This is a genomic window from Streptomyces sp. NPDC005784 (assembly GCF_042871525.1).
Lineage (GTDB): Bacteria > Actinomycetota > Actinomycetes > Streptomycetales > Streptomycetaceae > Streptomyces.
The window spans coordinates 453,517-470,159 of the sequence record NZ_JBIAIQ010000003.1 but is presented as its reverse complement, the minus strand read 5'-3'; the positions used below and the strand labels follow the sequence as shown (position 1 = coordinate 470,159).

Genomic DNA, 16,643 nt, shown 5'->3' with positions numbered 1-16,643 from the left:
GGCCGGAAGGCCACCGAGAGGAAATTGATCGTGAACTACCTCAGCGGTACAGGAGTCGGAATCGTCGCCGGGAGCGCATCCCTCGCGGCCACCGGGGCCTCCTCCACCGTTCACCTGATCATCGCAGCGAGTCTGACCCTGGTCCTGGGCGGATTGACGACCTACGGTGCGGCGGCCCGCCGTCGACGGCGCGATGCCAGCGCGGCCGGCAACTGAGCAACTCACCCGTGCCAGTGGTGGAGGGGCGGACCATCAGCGGTCCATCCCTCCACCCCGCCATCCCTCCACCGCGCCATCCCTCCCGGAGCGAGCACTACGACGAGCAGCGGCCAGATCCGCCTGTGCCCCCAGCCTGCGGCTGCGCACAACGGTGTGCCCCCGCGCCGATGCCGCTGCTTTCGGTGTCAGGGGGAGGCTCCGGCCGCCAGGAGCAGGCGGGCGATCTCGGCCCTACCGTTCACGGATGCCTCGTAGCGAGGGGTGGTCCCCTCGTTGTTCCCTCGCTCCGGGTCGGTTCCCGCGCGCAGCAGCGCAGTCACGCGGGCCGTGTCACCCCGCAGAATCGCGCTGAAGAGATGCCGGGAGAGCTTCTTCCGCCGCCGGTTCTTGGATGCCGAGGTTGGCGACCGGGTGCGCGGCGAGGTCATTCTTGCCGGGGCCATGCCCGTACCGGTCGACGGCGGAGATTGGAGACGCCCAGGACAGACGAGCCACCGATCGCCCATTGGCCTGGGATCTGGACGCGGCATCCTGGGAGACTGCACTCCAGTGCCGGTGCCGTGCTTCGAGGAGATGTCATGCAGGTAGCAGTGGTCACCTTCGACGGGTTCAACGAGCTCGACAGCTTCATCGCCTCCGCGCTGATCAACCGGTGCCGGAAGGACGGCTTGGAGGCCTTCATCACGACACCGACGCCGGTGGTCATGTCCATGAACGGCGTCGAGGTCACCGGACAGCGCCCGATGGAGTTCGTGACCGAAGCCGACGTCGTGCTGATCGGTAGCGGCGTGAAGGCGCGCGAGGTGGTCGCCGACGACCGGCTGATCTCCAGGCTGCCGCTCGACCCATCGCGACAGCTGATCGGTGCGCAGTGCTCCGGCGCGCTGGTGCTCGCCCGGCTCGGGTTGCTGGATGACATGCCTGCCTGCACGGACATCAAGAGCCGGCCCTTCGTGGAAGCTCGCAACGTCACCGTGCTGGACGCGCCGTTCCACGCCGAGGGGAACATCGCCACGGCGGGCGGCTGCCTGGCATCGCAGTATCTCGCGACGTGGGTGATCACCCGAATGCTGGGAGAGGACGCCGCGCGGGACGTCCTCGGTTACGTGGCTCCGGTCGGCGAAAGCCAGGAGACTGTCGAGCGTGCCCTGCGTGCCGTCCACGCGGGCGAGGTCGTACGGCACTGATGCGCGCGAAATCCTGCCTCAGGGCCCGCCTCTCAGTGGTCCGGGGCTGAAACCATCGCGAGTTCACGCCATCAGGAGAACTGGTGCGGCGCGGCATAACATGGCGAAACCGGGTGGAATGTTCGCTGTCGAGCCCCGGGCGATCCGACGCGGCGCGATGAGCTTCGGCCTCGATGACAGGAGGACCCGAGATGACCGCCTCGTACGAGACCATCAGGACCAGGCTGGACGGCACCGTCCTGTGCGCCACATTCGACGCGCCGCCGATGAACCTCATCGGTCCCGAGGTCGTGCGGGACCTGGTGGCACTGCTGGAGGAACTGTCGCACCCGACCGCCCCGCACGTGGTGATCTTCGACAGTGCCGACGCCGATTTCTTCTTTCCGCATGTCGACATGACGAAAGTCCCCGAGTACACCGCTGAGGCCGCGAAGGCCGGAGGCCCCGGCGATGCCTCCCTGGGAATGCTGTTCCGCAAGCTGAGCCGGCTCCCGGCGGTCACCATCGCCAAGCTGCGTGGCCGTGCCCGGGGAGCCGGCAGTGAGTTCCTCCTCGCCTGCGACATGCGCTTCGCCTCCCGGGAGGGAGCCGTCCTGGGCCAGCCCGAAGTTGGAATCGGAGCACCTCCCGGCGCGGGCGCGATCCAGCACCTCACCCGGCTGATGGGCCGGGGACGTGCACTCGAAGCCGTGCTGGCGTCGTCGGACTTCGACGCGGACCTCGCCGAACGTTACGGATGGATCAATCGTGCGGTCCCCGACGCCGAACTGGACGAGTTCGTCGCAGGCATCGCCGCGCGCGTGAGCGGTTTCCCCCGTGACGCGTTGATCGCGGCCAAGTCGGCGATCAACGCCGTCAGCCTGCCGACTCCAGCCGAAGTACGCGCAGACGCCGCCCTGTTCCAGCAACTCGTCCGGAGCGGGAACGCACAGCAGCGAACAGCTGAGTTGTTCGAGCAGGGCTTCCAGACCCGTGGTGCCACCGAACTCGACCTCGGAGACGCACTGGGCCACTTGAGGGCCGCCGACTGACAAGGGTGCCGAGCCCCGGGTAACCGGTTCGGACAATGGGCCTCGACGGCGGACGGAAGATCCGATCGTCGGACGATCTGCCGAATTCAATTCGGTGGATTGGGAAGAGTGCCGGTCATGGATGAACTTGATTCGGCGATCGTGGAACACCTTCAGCGCGATGCGCGGCAGACCAACCGGGACCTGGCCCGCAAGCTCGGCATCGCCCCGTCGACCTGCCTGGAGCGGGTGCGGGCGCTGCGCAATCGCGGCGTGATCACCGGGTATCACGCGGCCGTCGACCTGCGCGCCCTCAACCGCCCTGTCCAGGCACTGCTGTCCGTGCAGGTGCGGCCGCTGAGCCGCGAGGTCGTCGAGGGCTTCAAGCAGTACGCCGCCGGTCTCCCCGAAGTACTCTCGGTCTTCGTCGTCGCGGGCAGCGAGGACTTCCTCGTCCATGTCGCCGTCCCGGACGTCGACCGGCTGCACTCCTTCCTGCTGGACCGGTTCAGCAGGAGACCCGAGATCGTCGACTACCGCAGCTCGGTGATCTATCAGCATCTGAGCAACCCGGTGACGAGCCCGCTCGAACCCGCCGGCACGTCGTGAGGGGTGTGGGTCAGCCGCTGTCGGCGTCCTCGGCTCGGGGCCAGTTCGCCAGGGCCACGTGCAGTGCGTCCAGCGCATGCCTCCAGGACGTCTCCACGGAACGCGGGGCGCCGAATCCGCCGATCGCCTCAAGGTTGCAGTAGCCGTGGAAGGTGCTGCGCAACAGGCGTACGGCGTCGGTCAGATCGGGCTCGGACAGCCCGTAGGCGCGGAGCATGCCGTACGTCACCTCGGTGGTGCGGCTGTAGGTCGTCGTCCCGGCGACGAGGGACGGGTCGAGCTGTGTGTGGGTGGCCCGGTAGCGGCCGGGCCGCTCCAGCGCGTACGACCGATAGGCGTCGGCGAAGGCGACGAGCGCGTCCTTGCCGGCCCGTCCGGCCACAGCGGTGGCGATCCGGTCGATCATCTCCCCGGACGCCAGCAGCGCGATGCGCTCGCGCAGCTCCCGCACGTTCTTCACATGCGCGTACATGCTCGCGTCCTTGACCCCGAACTGCCGGGCCAGGGCCGCCACGGTGACGTTCTCGAAGCCGATCTCGTCGGCGAGATCGGCCGCGGCCAGCACGACCCGCTCGGTCGTGAGCCCGGCACGAACCATGAGGACCACCTTTTCGCCACAGAGTATTTCCTAGGGAACCCAGGCGGAACCCTAGTCCCGGCGGACCGTCAACTCCACGGAAGTCCTGACGCAACGGACATCCGGAATGTCACCAGGCCTTTAGGTAAGGGCAGTTGACCGACCCAGGTCGCCCCGCGAACACGAGGGCGCCGCCCGCCGTTCATGCTCCGCGTCGAATGTCCTCATGACGCGCCCGCAGGGGCGGGGCGGGATTCAGGAGGCGGTCATGGGGCACACGCACGGACACGAGCACGGGCATCACCATCACCACGATCACGACCACGAGAAGACGGGCGCCCCGCTGCCCGCCGCCTTCGACACCTCCGTGCCCGACGAGGCCCTCACCCCGGAGCAGCAGTCGCGCCGCTCGATGCTGCGCCGCGCGGGACTGCTCGGCGCGGGCCTCGCCGCCGGCGGCGTCCTCGCCGGGGCCGCCACCCCCGCGTACGCCTCCACGGGCGGCCGGCGGAGAGACGGCTTCCTGTGGCTGGCCGGGGACCACCACATCCACACCCAGTACAGCAGCGACGGCAAGTACCGCGTCCGCGACCAGGTCCGGCAGGGTGCCGCGCACGGCCTGGACTGGATGGTCATCACCGACCACGGCAGCGAGACGCACGCCAAGATCGGTGTGGACAAGGTCAACCCGGACATCCGGGAGGCCCGGGACGCCTACGAGGACACGCTCGTCTTCCAGGGCCTGGAGTGGAACATCCCGGCCGCCGAGCACGGCACCGTGTTCGTCCACCCGGGCCGCAACGAGGTCGCGGTCCTCAAGCAGTTCGAGACCGACTACGACGGCAGCGTCAAGAACGCCTCCGACTCGACGCCCGCCAACGAGGCGCTCGCCATCGCGGGCCTGAACTTCCTTTCCGAGCAGGTCCAGCGGCGCCGCGTCAAGGACATCCTGATGCTGGCCAACCACCCCGCCCGCAAGGGCCTCGACTCCCCGCACGAGATCCGTGCCTGGCGCGACGCGACGCCCGCGTCCCACCAGATCGCCGTCGGCTTCGAGGGCGCGCCCGGTCACCAGGGCGGCGGTATCGAGAAGACGTACGGCATGGGTGTCGCGCGCGGTCTGTACGACAACAGCCCGAGCGCCAACTCCTTCGCCGGGTACCCGCTGGAGAGCTACCGCACCTGGGGCGGCTTCGACTGGATGACCGCCACCGTCGGAGGTCTGTGGGACAGCCTCCTCGCCGAGGGCAAGCCCTGGTGGATCACCGCCAACTCCGACTCCCACCAGGTCTACACGGACACCGCCGTACGCGGCGGACCGGACAGCGACTTCACCGCCAACGGCCGGCACACCGACCCGGTCTACGGCGGCAGGATCGACCTCACGCAGGGCGACTACTGGCCCGGCCAGTACAGCCGTACGCACGTCGGCTCCGACGGATTCTCGTACGCCGCCGTGATGGACGGCATCCGCGCCGGACGTGTGTGGGTCGACCACGGGCAGCTCCTGAGCGGTCTCGACGCCCGGGTCTCGGGCGGCGGACGCTGGGCCACCCTCGGCGGCGCGCTGCACGTACGCAAGGGCACCCGGGTCACGCTCACCGTCGACGTGGGACTGGCCGGCGTCCCCAACTGGGCCGGCTTCGTTCCCAAGCTGGCCCGCGTCGACGTCATCCAGGGCGATGTGACGGGCGCGGCCGCGGACCGGGACACGATCACCGCTCCCACCGCGCGGGTCACCAAGTCCTACGAGGTGAACAAGTCGGCCGGCACGGTCCGCCTCACCTACGACCTCGGCGCCGTCGACCGCCCGGTGTACGTCCGTCTGCGGGGCACCGACGGCAACCGTTCCGGCGTCGGTCTGAGGGGCGCGGCGGTCGACCCGGTGGGCCCGGCCGTGGACGTCCTCGGCGACGCCGACCCGTGGAAGGACCTGTGGTTCTACTCCAACCCGGTGTGGGTCCTCCCGTCGTGAGCGAGTGGTACGTCGTCGGGGTCGACACCGGTCATACGGGAGCTCTGCGGGAGGCCGACCACCTGCTGCGTGCGCTCGCCGCCGAACTCGGGCTGACGGACCACGTGTTGGGCTGCACGCATCACGTACGGGACGGACGGCGGCCGCACACGGCGCTGTCCTTCGCCGTGCCGTCGGAGCGTGCGGCCCGCGCGATCTGGCATCGGCTCACGGAGAACGGGTCAGGCGGGTCCGGAACCGGCACGATCCCCGGTGTCGGTGTCGGTGTCGGTGTCGGTGTCGGTGCCGGTGAGGACGAGGGCAGCGGGGTGGGGGCCGGTCCTGATGCCGGCCCCGGTGCACTCCTGGGTGCCGCCTTCGGCGGTGAGCGGCACGGACCCGCCGACCTCGCGGCCGGAGCCGTCCACGCCGCCGCCGAACACACGGCGCGCACGGGTGGCCGCGCCGTCCTGTACCCGGGGGCCGACGCCGTCACCGGCGTCCTGACCGTCGCACGACTGCTGGAAGTCTCCGCGGTGGAACAGGTCGCCGTACTCGGCGCTCCCGAAGGCGCGGATCCGGAGGCAAAGTTGGTCACCCGCGACCACGTACGTCCGGAGTGGCGCGACGGTCGCCTGGTCCTCACGGCGATGCCCGCCGCGGGCGGCTCCCTGGTCCCCTTCGAGGTGCCGGACCCGACACCCTGCTGCGCCGACCACTGAGTCCGGCGGGCGCGGCGCGGGACACGAGCGCGGCAGGACGGCTGAAGAGCCGTCCGGCCGCGCTCGGTAGGTGCGTGTCAGTCCTGGATCTCCGAGAAGACGAACGAGAACTCCGCGGGCATTGCCCGCAGTTGGTACTGGGGAAGCACGCCGGGACCGCACGACTGGGAACCGATGCCCTGCTGGCCGTGGTCGAGGTTCACCCAGACCGTGTCACCGGGGCGCAGATCCGGCAGATGGTCCGCGGCGTCCAGTTGCTCGGTCGTCCAGCGGCGCGCGGTGAACCAGAAGGCCGGGTCGCCCTCGATCCGCAGGCCACCGATCTCGGCCCAGCGGACCTCGGGCCGGGCGCCGTTCTCCTGCGGGCGCACGTACGGCGTCTGCATCGCGTCGACCGTCGACTCCCAACGGCTGTTCATGCAAGCCGACTTGGTGTCCGGGTATCCCTCGCCGGGACCGCCGCCGAACCAGGTCACCCGGTCCGCGGAACCCGGGAGCCCGAGCCGGACACCGAGCCGAGGCAACGGCAGCTTCCACTGGCCCTCCGGTGCCACGGACACGGTCAGCCGCAGCCGCGTACCGTCGGAGGTCCACCGGTACACCGTGCGCAGGCCGACCTCCCGGGCCGCGGGTGCCACCCGGGTGCGTACGGTCAGGGCGTCGTCGCCCGGCTCCACCCCGTCAAGGCGGTGCCGCATCCGGTGCAGGCCCAGCGTGCGCCAGAGCGGGCCGAAGCGGGCGTCCGGCTGCCAGTGCGCGCCGTTGTCGTTGTCGGTCGGGGCGCGCCACACGTCGAGGCGCGGGCCGGTGACCTCGACCCCGCCGACGGTCAGCAGCGCACCGGTGCGGGCGTCGAAGGTGCCCGGCCCGAGGGTGATCACCCGCTCGCTCCGCACCGGACCACCGGACGGCGTGAAGCGCGGCACAGCCGCTTCAGTGACAGGTAGTTGGGTCCATGCGACGACATGGCCGCGCGGCCCCCACGCCGTCTCCTCGGCCAGCACCGCCCGGACCGTCCACTGGGTCTCGGCGCCCCTCGGGTCCGCGGGCGGCGTCGGCAGCTTGACGTCGGCCGACTCGCCCGGCGCCAGCGCGGGCACCGGGAGCGGCCCCGACTCGACCGTCTCGCCGTCCACTTGGTACGACCACTCGAAGGCCAGCGCGGAAAGGTCCGCGAAGTCGTACCCGTTGGTGACGCGCACGGTGCCGTCCGAGCCCGAGATCGGTTCCCGGCCCCGCTCGGACGAGGAGGGCGAGCCCCCACCGTCGATGCGGACGGGCTCGATCACCTTCTTGTACTCGACGAGTCCGGGGGACGGCGTCCGGTCCGGGAAGAGCAGTCCGTCGCAGACGAAGTTCCCGTCGTGCAGTTCCTCGCCGAAGTCGCCGCCGTACGCGAACCCGTGCCGCTCGTCCTTGATGCCGTGGTCGATCCACTCCCAGATGAAGCCGCCCTGGACGCGGTCGTACGAGGCGAAGAGGCGCTGGTAGTCCGCGAGTCCGCCAGGTCCGTTGCCCATGGCGTGTCCGTATTCGCAGAGGATGAGGGGGAGTTGACGTCGCCTCAGGCCGCCGCCGTCCAGGCGTCGGCCGATCCGCTCGACCTCGGCGTGATCGGCGTACATGCGTGAATAGACGTCCGTGTCACGGCAGTCGAGGTCGCCCTCGTAGTGGATGAGCCGTGAGCCGTCGCGTCCCCGGATCCACTCGGCCATGGCGGTGAGTCCACGCCCGGTACCGGCCTCGTTGCCGAGGGACCAGACGACGACGGACGGATGGTTCTTGTCGCGTTCGACCATGCGCGCGGCCCGGTCGAGCAGCGCGGGTGTCCAGCGGAGGTCGTCGACGGGGTTGTCCCGCCAGGCCTGTTCGGTGAAACCGTGGGTCTCCAGGTCGCACTCGTCGATGACCCACAGACCGTATTCGTCGCACAGGTCGAGGAAGGCGGGGTGCGGCGGGTAGTGCGAGGTGCGCACGGCGTTGATGTTGTGCCGCTTCATCAGCAGCACGTCCGCGAGCATGGTCTCCGGATCGAGGGCGCGGCCGTTCTCCGGATGCCATTCGTGCCGGTTGACGCCCTTGAAGAGGATCGCCGTGCCGTTGACCTTGATCAGACCGTCCTCGAGCGCGACGGTACGGAACCCGATGCGCAGAGCGACGCGCTCGCCCTCGGTGACCAGTTCGCCGTCGTACAGCCGGGGTGTCTCCGCGGTCCACGGCAGTACGGGCACCGTGACCGGCGTGCCGGTCTCGACATCGATGTCCAGGGCGGGCACGAGGACCCGCCCGTCGACGTCGGAGTCGACGCGCAGGGTCCCCAGGCCTTGGTGATGGTCGTAGGAGGCGTGCACGAAGAAGTCGAGCGCGCTGCCCGCCGGGCGGTGCAGCAGGGTCACGTCACGGAAGATGCCCGGCAGCCACCACTGGTCCTGGTCCTCCAGGTAGGAGCCCGCCGACCACTGGTGCACCCGGACCGCGAGGACGTTGCCGCCCGGTTTCAGCAGCTGGCCCACGGCGAACTCGTGCGGCAGCCGCGAGCCCTTGAACTCGCCGAGGTCCGTTCCGTTCAGCCAGACCCGGGCGCAGGACTCGACCCCGTCGAAGCGCAGGACCGTCCCGCCGTCCGCCGGCCAGTCGGGCGGCAGGTCGAAGCGGCGCAGGTGGTCACCGGTCGGGTTCTCGGTCGGCACGCGCGGCGGGTCGACCGGGAACGGGTAGAGGTGGTTGGTGTAGATCGGCGATCCATGGCCTTGCAGCACCCAGTGGCCGGGGACCTGGACCTCGGCCCAGTCACCGGGCTCGTACTCCTCGGCCGCGAAGGAGTCGTCCTCGGCGTCGGCGGTGGGCGAGAGCCGGAAGCTCCAACTGCCGTTCAGGGACAGGGACCTGGCGTCCGAGGCCGGGTACCAGGCGCGTGGTGGAAGGGTGCCGCTGCCGGGGGAGACGTCCTCGACGTAGTCGGTGGTGGTGGGAGAGGCCGGTAGTCCGGGAGAGGTGCGGAAAGACATGCGTCTCCTAGTTCAGCCCTTGATGCCGGTCTGCGCGATTCCCTGGACCAGCCAGCGCTGGAGGAAGAGGAACACGAACACCAGGGGCAGGATGGAAATGGCCGTGGCCATGAAGATCAGATGGAAGTTGACGGTCTGGTTCGTCATGTACGAGGACAGGGCGACCTGGACCGTCCAGGCGTCGGGGTTCTGGCCGATGACCAGCGGCCACAGGAAGGCGTTCCAGCCGCTGATGAACGTGATGGTCGCGATCGCGGCGAAGAAGTTCAGCGAGTTGGGCACGACGATGCGCCAGTACGCGCCCCAGTAGCCGAGCCCGTCCATGCGCGCAGCCTCCTCCAGTTCTCTCGGGAACCCCAAGAAGTACTGCCGGAAGAGGAAGCACGTGAAACCGCTGAAAAGCCCCGGAATGATGAGACCGCGAAGACTGTCCACCCAGCCGAGCGACGAGACGAGCACGAAGCTCGGCACGAACGTCACGGCGGAGGGGACCATCAGGGTGACCAGCACCCCGTAGAAGACCTTGTTGGCGTGCTTGTACGGGATGCGCGCGAGGCCGTAGCCGGCGAGCGAGCAGACCAGCAGGGTGCCGAGGGTGTGCAGCACTCCGACTACGGCGGAGTTCCACAGGGAGCGCGCGAAGGGGACGGTCGGGTCGTCGAACAGCTCCCCGATGTTGCCCCACTTGAGGTCGGTGGGGAAGAACTGCCAGTTCTCACCGGTGATTTCGGCGTCGGTCGACAGGGAGTTGCGCACGAGCAGATAGAAGGGGACGAGGAACAGCAGACCGGCGACGCCGGTGGCGACGTACAAGCCGGTGCTGCCGAGGACACCGCCCCGGTCCCGACGGCGCTTCCGCGGCGCGGCGGCGTGGGCCTTGCGGCCCGGCACGACGGTGGTCACTCGGCCTCCTCCCCGCGTCCGAATCCCATGAACTTGCCCTGGAGCAGCGTCACCATGCAGATCAGCAGGGTGAGGATGACCGCGCCCGCGCTGCCCGCGCCGTAGTCCTGGGCCTGGCCCAGCGCCGTGTAGTACAGCTCGACGAGTGGCGGGCGGCCCCAGGTGGTCTTCGAGAGCAGATTGAAGAACTCGTCGAAGGCCTGGTAGGCGGCCACGAGGAGCAGCAGGATCACGGCCGTCGAGGTGGCGCGCAACTGCGGCAGGGTGATGTGGCGGAAGGTCTGCCAGCCGGGCCTTGCACCGTCGATCGCGGCGGCCTCGTACAGCTCCGGCGGGATGTTCTGCAGGGCGGCCAGGAAGAGGATCATGTAGAAGCCGGCCTGGAGCCAGAGCCGGGCGCTCACGATGACCAGCCAGTACCAGGGCGGATCGGGGTTGGCCAGCCAGGCGATGTTCTCGACCCCGAACCAGCCGAGGACGGTGTTCATCAGTCCGAAGCGGACCCCGCTGAAGATGGACATCTTCCAGATCAGCGAGGCGGCGACGTAGCTGCACGCGGTCGGCAGGAAGAACACCGACCGGAAGAACGCCCGCATGAACCGCAGCCGGTTCACCAGCAGCGCGAGGCCGAGGGAGATCGCCCAGGTGAGCGGCACGATGAACGCGGCGAACACGGTGAACGTCACCAGTGACCCGGTGAAGTTGCTGTTCTCCAGCATCTGCCGGTAGTTGTCGAAGCCGACGAATTTGTCGGGGGTGACCGTGAAGCGTGCCTCGAAGAAGCTCAGCCACAGGCTCCAGCCGATCGGCACGTAGACGAAGACCAGCAGGCCGATGAGGAAGGGGCCGGTGAAGAGCCAGAAGTTGAAGGTGCTGCCGCCCCGCAGCCCCCGCCTCGGCCGGGCCGACGCGGCCTTGGCCGGGGCGGGGTGCGAGACACCGCGTGAGGTGGTGGTCGACATGTCGCAGCCCGTCCGTCGGTCTATCCGAAGAGCTTCTTGAGCTCGCGATTGACGGTCTGGTCGGCCTTGTCGAGCGCGGCCTCCGGGTCCCCGTTCTTGCGGACGCAGTTGGCGAAGACGTCCTCAAGGGCGGTGATCATGGACTGGGTCCAGCCGATGTTGTCGAAGTGCCCGTACTCGCCGAAGAGTTTGACGCCCTCGGCGGGCAGGCCCGACTTGAGCTTGGTGGCGGAGGCGGCGAGCGAGGAGCGCGGCGGGATGTGGAACCCGTACGACAGCGACCAGTCCTCCTGGTACTTCTTCTGGTCGATCCAGAGCCACTTCACGTACTCCTTGGCCAGGTCGACGTTCTTGCCCTTGGCGTTGACGAACATCGACCAGCCGCCGTTGTAGACGGAGGGCTTGCCGGAGTCGATGACCTTCGGGAAGGCGAAGACCCCGATGTCGTCGCCGAGCGCCTGCTGCATCTGCGGCATCGCCCACATCCCGCAGAACTGGATGGCGCACAGGCCCTGGTTGATCGCCGAGGGGTCCCAGTAGTCGGCCGGGGCGTCGAGGAGCAGATGGCCGCTGGTGAAGAGTCCCCGCATCTTCTTCAGACCCTCCTTGACCCCCTCGGTGTGGTAGGCGATCTGGTTCTTGGCGTCGAGGGTGTCGGCGCCCGCCGACCAGATCAGCGGGTTGATGACCGCGTGCAGGTCGTTGCCGATGAACAGGCCCTTGACCTTGCCGGTCGTCAACTTCGCCGCGGCCTCGATGAGTTCGTCGAGTGTGGTCGGCACCTTGACGCCGGCCTTCTCGAGCAGGGAGGGCCGGTAGAAGAAGAACTGCGGGTCGTCGATCATCCGGACGCCGTATATCTTCCCGTCGACGGTGTGCGAGGCGATGTCGGCCGGGTTGAAGTCGTCCTTGACCGGATCGATGATGCCGCTCAGGTCCGCCACCTGGCCGCTCTTGACGAGCTGGATCTGCGGGTGGAACTCGAAGAGGTCGGGCGCGTTCTTGGTGAGCAGCGAGGCGAACAGCTTGCTCTCGAAGTCGCTGCCGGTGATCCACTGCGTGGTCACTTGGGCCTTGTCGTAGGCACCCGCGTACTTCTTGATGGCCTGCTCGGTGCCCGCCTCCCCGTAGGCGTGGAAGTACTGGACCAACTCCTTGCCCGAACTTCCACCCCCGGAACGCCCGTTGTTGCTGCCGCACGCGGCCAGTGGCCCGAGGGCGGCGAGGCCGGCGGCGGCCCGCAGTACGGATCGACGGTCCCAGTTGCTGCTCAATGCCGACATGGTGACGTCCTTGTCTTGGATGCGGTCTGAGTGCGGCTGCGGCTCGAATTCGCGGTGCGGTGCGGGACGTTAACCTTCTGCTAAGGCTTCGGCAAGGGGTTAGACGAAGTCGGTGCGAAGCGTTGTAGGGGGTTCGGGATACCGGACGCGCGGGGTCGCGGTCCACCGCCGCGGCGGACCTTCTCGGACCAACTCACCTCGGCGCGGCCCTACTTGGAGCGGGTCGCGCCGATGGCGTCGATGCCTTCGTCAGACCGGAGGCGCGGTGCGGCTCCTCGCGGGGGTGGACCGTTTGGCCGGCCGCTGGCCGACCGACTGCAGTGCCCCTTCGAGGGCGAACGTGGCCGCGCCGAGGCAGACCGGGTCGGTCGGAATGGGCGAGAGGACGATCTCGGTGGCCGCGAGGGGACGCCGCAACGCGTGCCGGGCGACTGCCTCGCGCACCTCGCGCAGCAGCGGTTCCCCGAGCGTGGCCGCGACCCAGCTGCTCAGCACGACCACTTCGGGGTTGAGCAGGTTCACCAGGTCGGAGATCCCCGCCCCGAGGTAACGGGCGGTGTCGCGGACGACCTTGAGGGCCACCGGGTCCCGCGCGGCGACGCCCGCCGCGAGGGCGTCGATGGTGGCGGTCTGGTCCTCCGGGTGCAGCAGGGCGCTCCCGGGGCTCAACTCCCGCAGATTCAGCATGATGCCGGGTGCCCCGACATACGTCTCCACGCACCCGTGGTTGCCGCAGTGGCACAGCCGGCCGTCCAGCACGAGGGTGGTGTGGCCCCACTCGCCGGCGCTGTTGCTGACACCGCGGTGCAGCCCACCGCCGAGCGCGAGACCGGCGCCCACGCCCGTACCCAGATTGACCACCACGGCGTCACCGCGACCTCGGGCCGCGCCGAACCACAACTCGGCGACGGCACAGGCCCGTAGCGGGTTGTCGAGATAGAGGGGGTAGGCGATGTGCTCCGCGAGCAGATCGAGCAACGGCACGTCATGCCAGTCCCAGTTGGGCGCGTACTCCGCGATCCCCGAGTCGCGGTCGACCTGCCCGGGGACGCTGACGCCCACGCCCAGGACCCGGGCGCCCTCCACCCCGGCCTGCGCGACCACCGAGCCGACGGCGGCCGCGACATGCCCGACGACCTGCTCCGGGCGGCTCTCGCCGGGGCGCATGTCCTCGTCGGCGCGGGCGAGCACGTTCAGGGCCAGGTCGAACAGCTCGACGCGGACGTACGTTTCCGCGATGTCGACGCCGATGAGGGCGCCACCCGCCGCGTTGACCGCCACCAGCCCCCGCGGCCGGCCGCCCGCGGAGTCCTCGAACCCGACCTCGGTCAGCATCCTGAGGTCGAGCAGCTCACCGACGAGCGTGGCGACCGTGGCCAGACTGAGACCGGTCGCCGTCGCCAACTCCTGCCGCGAGGTGGGGGATTCGGCGATGATCTGGCGCAGCACCTCGTAACGGTTCGCGGTGCGGATGTCGCGTGATGTACCGCGCTTCATGGGACTCTCCTCGCTTCCGCGCACCGGGTACCGGGCGCGTCGGCCGACCAGATCTTCGGGCCGCGGTCCGGGAGTGCCCCGGGGCGGCACGGCGCCGAGCGGTGACCTCGGTCCCTCCGCGCCGTGACGAGGCCCGTCGGCCCCGGCGCTGCGCAAGGCTATGGCCTGGTGGGGACTTTCGACAAGGGGTTAGGAAAGGGGGTGGAGGAAGGTCGGGGTTCGGCCGGGCACGGGTCCTGGAAACCGGACTCACTCCCGCTCAGTCCCTAGGAACGGTGGAGGAAGTCCCCCACGAAGGCGTTCGTGAAGGTGCCCGCCGGGTCCAGCTCGTCCACCAGTGCCCTGAACTCGGCCAGCCGCGGGGACCGTTCGCGCAGCACCGTCGGCGGCACGGTGAACACCTTGCCCCAGTGCGGCCGCGGCCCGAACGGCTCCAGCGCTTGCTCGACCCGCCGCACCACAGGCAGCACGGCCTCGGTGTCCTCGACCCAGGTGAAGTGCAGAGCCACGGTGTCCCGGCCGTACGCCGGACTCAGCCACTGGTCGTCGGCGGCCACGGTCCGTACCTCGCAGATCTGCAGCAGTGGCGCGATCGTCCCACGGATCGCGTCCAGGGCGTGCAGCGCCGCCAGGGCGTCCGAGCGCGCCAGCAGATACTCCGACTGCAACTCGGCCCCGCTGCTCGGGGTGAACTCGGCCCGGAAATGCGGCAGTCGCTCGTGCCAGGGTCCCGGGACACCCAGCTGCTCGGTGCAGTTGCGGGCGGGCATGCCCGGCACGGGATGCATCGCCACGGTCGCGGGCGCCGCCCACGGGAAGTCGGGCAGCGGCTGGTCCGTACGCCGCTTGAGCCACACCTGCCGGAAGCCGGGGTGCCCCCAGTCGGTGAACAGGCTCACGCTGTACGCCGACCCCGCGACCGTCTCGAAGTCCAGCCCCTCCAAGGGGAGTTCGGTGAACACGTGCTGGCTCACCTCGAAGTCCGGCTCCAGGTCGAGCGTGAGCGCGGTGACCACACCGAGCGCGCCCAGCGAGGTCACGGCTCCGCCGAAGCGCGCGTCACCCCGGCCGATCGTCAGGGACGAGCCGTCCGCCGTGATCAGTTCGACCTCGCGCACGGCGGAGGCGAGCGACCCGTTCGTGACCCCGGACCCATGGGTGCCGGTGGCGACCGAGCCCGCCACGGAGATGTGCGGGAGGGAGGCCATGTTGTGCAGCGCGAACCCGTGCTCGTGCACCCGGCGGGCGAGTTCGGCGTACCGGACGCCGCCCGAGACCCGTACCGTACGGGCCGTCGTGTCGACGTCCAGCGCGGGCGGCAGCGCGGTCAGCGACAGCAGTACGCCGTCGGCACCCGGTTCGGCGATCTCGTTGAACGAGTGCCCGCTGCCCAGCACCCGCACCCGGGAGCTGTCCGCGACCAGCGCGCGCAGCGCGTCGAGCGAGGAGGGCCGGTGCAGCTCCTTGGCCGCGTACGTGATGTTGCCGGCCCAGTTGGTCAGGGTCCGAGTCATCCCTGTCGTCCCTTCCCGTGAAGTCGCTGTACGTGGCCCGTGCGATGACCACCCGGGGAACCTACCCTGCCTGTCCGCCCAGGTGGCAGACCTGTCCGTTGACCCTCTCACGTGGCGAGACCTACGGTGGAGAGCGGTTGCTGTCGCCGAAGTCACCGAACCGGAAGGCCACCTCCTTGCCCGAGCGTCCTGTGGCGATGTTCGCCATGACCGCCGAGAACGTGACCCGGATCTTCCCTCCCGACGCACTCGCCCGGCTGCGCGAGTCGGTGGACATCGACCTCTCCTTGGCGGCGGACGACTTCACCGATCCGCGGGTACGGGCCCGCCTCGCCGACACCGAGATCCTGATCACCGGCTGGGGGTGCCCCGTCCTCGACGCCGACATGCTCGACGCGGCCCCGAGGCTGCGGGCCGTGCTGCACGCCGCCGGCTCCGTCAAGAGCTTCGCGACCCCGGCGGTGTGGGAGCGCGGGATCGTCGTGTCGTCGGCCGCCGCTGCGAACGCGCTGCCCGTCGCCGAGTACACGCTCGCCATGATCCTGCTCGCGGGCAAGGACGTCTTCGCCCACCGCGAACGCCTGCGCACCGAACGGACCTTCCCCTACGGAGAGATCCTCCCCGGCCTCGGAAACTTCGGCCGCCGCGTCGGCGTCGTCGGCGCCTCCCGCATCGGCAGGCGCCTCATCGAACTGCTCCGGCCCTTCGACCTGGCGGTGAGCCTCGCCGACCCCTACGTCGACGCGGCCGGGGCCGCCGCCCTCGGCGTCCCCCTGCTGCCGCTCGACGACCTGCTCGCAGGCAGCGACATCGTCACGATCCACGCACCGGAGACTCCGGAGACCCGGCATCTGATCGGCCGCCGCGAACTCGCGCTGATGCCCACGGGATCGGTCCTCATCAACACCGCACGCGGCTCCCTGATCGACCACGACGCCCTCGTCGACGAGCTGCGCGCCGAGCGGATCAGCGCGATCCTCGACGTCACGGACCCCGAGCCGCTCCCCGTCGACTCCCCGCTGCACGACCTCCCGAACGCGTTCATCACCCCCCACCTTGCCGGTTCGCAGGGCAACGAGGTCGCCCGCCTCGGCCTGACCGTGCTCGCCGAGGCCGAACGCCTGCTGTCGGGAGGGGAACTTGAGTTCCGGATCGACCTGAAGGGCCTGGAGCGTGCCGCCTGAGCGGGGTGTTTGAG

The 16,643-nt window shown here is 69.6% G+C and carries 14 protein-coding genes; 7 read left to right on the top strand and 7 right to left on the bottom strand.

Going from position 1 to position 16,643, the window contains the following annotated elements:
- The first annotated feature begins 30 nt into the window (after positions 1-30).
- From ACFYR3_RS07485 to ACFYR3_RS07470, 4 genes are all read left to right on the top strand, one after another.
- Positions 31-216 carry a hypothetical protein gene (locus tag ACFYR3_RS07485; protein WP_355840095.1) on the top strand — a complete coding sequence of 62 codons (186 nt, stop codon included), beginning with the start codon at positions 31-33 and terminating at the stop codon, positions 214-216.
- Between the two features lie 581 nt (positions 217-797).
- Complete coding sequence (locus tag ACFYR3_RS07480; protein WP_389281945.1) at positions 798-1,406, top strand: DJ-1/PfpI family protein; 609 nt, start codon at positions 798-800, stop codon at positions 1,404-1,406.
- Between the two features lie 191 nt (positions 1,407-1,597).
- Positions 1,598-2,437, top strand: coding sequence for an enoyl-CoA hydratase/isomerase family protein (locus ACFYR3_RS07475; protein ID WP_389281943.1), 840 nt, complete (start codon positions 1,598-1,600; stop codon positions 2,435-2,437).
- 117 nt (positions 2,438-2,554) lie between these two features.
- On the top strand, positions 2,555-3,025 hold the full coding sequence (locus tag ACFYR3_RS07470; RefSeq protein WP_389281941.1) for an Lrp/AsnC family transcriptional regulator: 471 nt from the start codon (positions 2,555-2,557) through the stop codon (positions 3,023-3,025).
- Positions 3,026-3,035: 10 nt separating this feature from the next.
- Here ACFYR3_RS07470 and ACFYR3_RS07465 read toward each other — a convergent pair whose 3' ends face one another.
- Complete coding sequence (locus ACFYR3_RS07465) at positions 3,036-3,623, bottom strand: TetR/AcrR family transcriptional regulator (RefSeq protein ID WP_389281939.1); 588 nt, start codon at positions 3,621-3,623, stop codon at positions 3,036-3,038.
- Positions 3,624-3,870: 247 nt separating this feature from the next.
- On the opposite strand from ACFYR3_RS07465, the gene ACFYR3_RS07460 reads away from it, so the two are divergent.
- On the top strand, positions 3,871-5,577 hold the full coding sequence (locus ACFYR3_RS07460) for a PHP domain-containing protein (RefSeq protein ID WP_389281937.1): 1,707 nt from the start codon (positions 3,871-3,873) through the stop codon (positions 5,575-5,577).
- Positions 5,574-6,278 (top strand): hypothetical protein, encoded by a 705-nt coding sequence (locus ACFYR3_RS07455; protein WP_389281935.1) that lies wholly within the window; start codon positions 5,574-5,576, stop codon positions 6,276-6,278. The genes ACFYR3_RS07460 and ACFYR3_RS07455 overlap by 4 nt, the downstream gene beginning before the upstream one ends.
- A 77-nt stretch (positions 6,279-6,355) precedes the next feature.
- On the opposite strand, the gene ACFYR3_RS07450 is transcribed toward ACFYR3_RS07455, so the two are convergent.
- From ACFYR3_RS07450 to ACFYR3_RS07425, 6 genes are all read right to left on the bottom strand, one after another.
- Positions 6,356-9,286: a glycoside hydrolase family 2 TIM barrel-domain containing protein gene (locus tag ACFYR3_RS07450; RefSeq protein ID WP_389281933.1), complete on the bottom strand. Its 2,931-nt coding sequence runs from the start codon at positions 9,284-9,286 to the stop codon at positions 6,356-6,358.
- Between the two features lie 12 nt (positions 9,287-9,298).
- Entirely contained in the window at positions 9,299-10,189 is an 891-nt protein-coding gene (locus ACFYR3_RS07445) for a carbohydrate ABC transporter permease (RefSeq protein ID WP_389281931.1), read from the bottom strand.
- Entirely contained in the window at positions 10,186-11,151 is a 966-nt protein-coding gene (locus ACFYR3_RS07440; protein WP_355840102.1) for a sugar ABC transporter permease, read from the bottom strand. Before ACFYR3_RS07440 ends, ACFYR3_RS07445 begins: the two co-directional genes overlap by 4 nt.
- 20 nt (positions 11,152-11,171) lie before the next feature.
- A complete protein-coding gene (locus ACFYR3_RS07435; protein ID WP_355840103.1) occupies positions 11,172-12,434 on the bottom strand; it encodes a sugar ABC transporter substrate-binding protein in 1,263 nt (420 codons plus the stop codon).
- A 249-nt stretch (positions 12,435-12,683) separates the two neighbouring features.
- The gene (locus tag ACFYR3_RS07430) at positions 12,684-13,931 is read right to left on the bottom strand and encodes an ROK family transcriptional regulator (protein WP_355840104.1); all 1,248 of its coding nucleotides are present in this window, start codon (positions 13,929-13,931) and stop codon (positions 12,684-12,686) included.
- A 266-nt stretch (positions 13,932-14,197) separates the two neighbouring features.
- Complete coding sequence (locus ACFYR3_RS07425; protein ID WP_355840105.1) at positions 14,198-15,445, bottom strand: FAD-binding protein; 1,248 nt, start codon at positions 15,443-15,445, stop codon at positions 14,198-14,200.
- Positions 15,446-15,621: 176 nt separating this feature from the next.
- Here ACFYR3_RS07425 and ACFYR3_RS07420 point away from each other — a divergent pair, with 176 nt between their 5' ends.
- The gene (locus ACFYR3_RS07420; protein WP_355840106.1) at positions 15,622-16,629 is read left to right on the top strand and encodes a hydroxyacid dehydrogenase; all 1,008 of its coding nucleotides are present in this window, start codon (positions 15,622-15,624) and stop codon (positions 16,627-16,629) included.
- Positions 16,630-16,643: the final 14 nt, after the last annotated feature.

Bases quoted from the DNA above. Each gene is read 5' to 3' on its own strand.
- ACFYR3_RS07480 (WP_389281945.1), top strand. From the start codon at position 798: ATGCAGGTAGCAGTGGTCACCTTCGACGGGTTCAACGAGCTCGACAGC.
- ACFYR3_RS07475 (WP_389281943.1), top strand. From the start codon at position 1,598: ATGACCGCCTCGTACGAGACCATCAGGACCAGGCTGGACGGCACCGTC.
- ACFYR3_RS07470 (WP_389281941.1), top strand. From the start codon at position 2,555: ATGGATGAACTTGATTCGGCGATCGTGGAACACCTTCAGCGCGATGCG.
- ACFYR3_RS07465 (WP_389281939.1), bottom strand. From the start codon at position 3,623: ATGGTTCGTGCCGGGCTCACGACCGAGCGGGTCGTGCTGGCCGCGGCC.
- ACFYR3_RS07460 (WP_389281937.1), top strand. From the start codon at position 3,871: ATGGGGCACACGCACGGACACGAGCACGGGCATCACCATCACCACGAT.
- ACFYR3_RS07450 (WP_389281933.1), bottom strand. From the start codon at position 9,286: ATGTCTTTCCGCACCTCTCCCGGACTACCGGCCTCTCCCACCACCACC.
- ACFYR3_RS07440 (WP_355840102.1), bottom strand. From the start codon at position 11,151: ATGTCGACCACCACCTCACGCGGTGTCTCGCACCCCGCCCCGGCCAAG.
- ACFYR3_RS07435 (WP_355840103.1), bottom strand. From the start codon at position 12,434: ATGTCGGCATTGAGCAGCAACTGGGACCGTCGATCCGTACTGCGGGCC.
- ACFYR3_RS07430 (WP_355840104.1), bottom strand. From the start codon at position 13,931: ATGAAGCGCGGTACATCACGCGACATCCGCACCGCGAACCGTTACGAG.
- ACFYR3_RS07425 (WP_355840105.1), bottom strand. From the start codon at position 15,445: ATGACTCGGACCCTGACCAACTGGGCCGGCAACATCACGTACGCGGCC.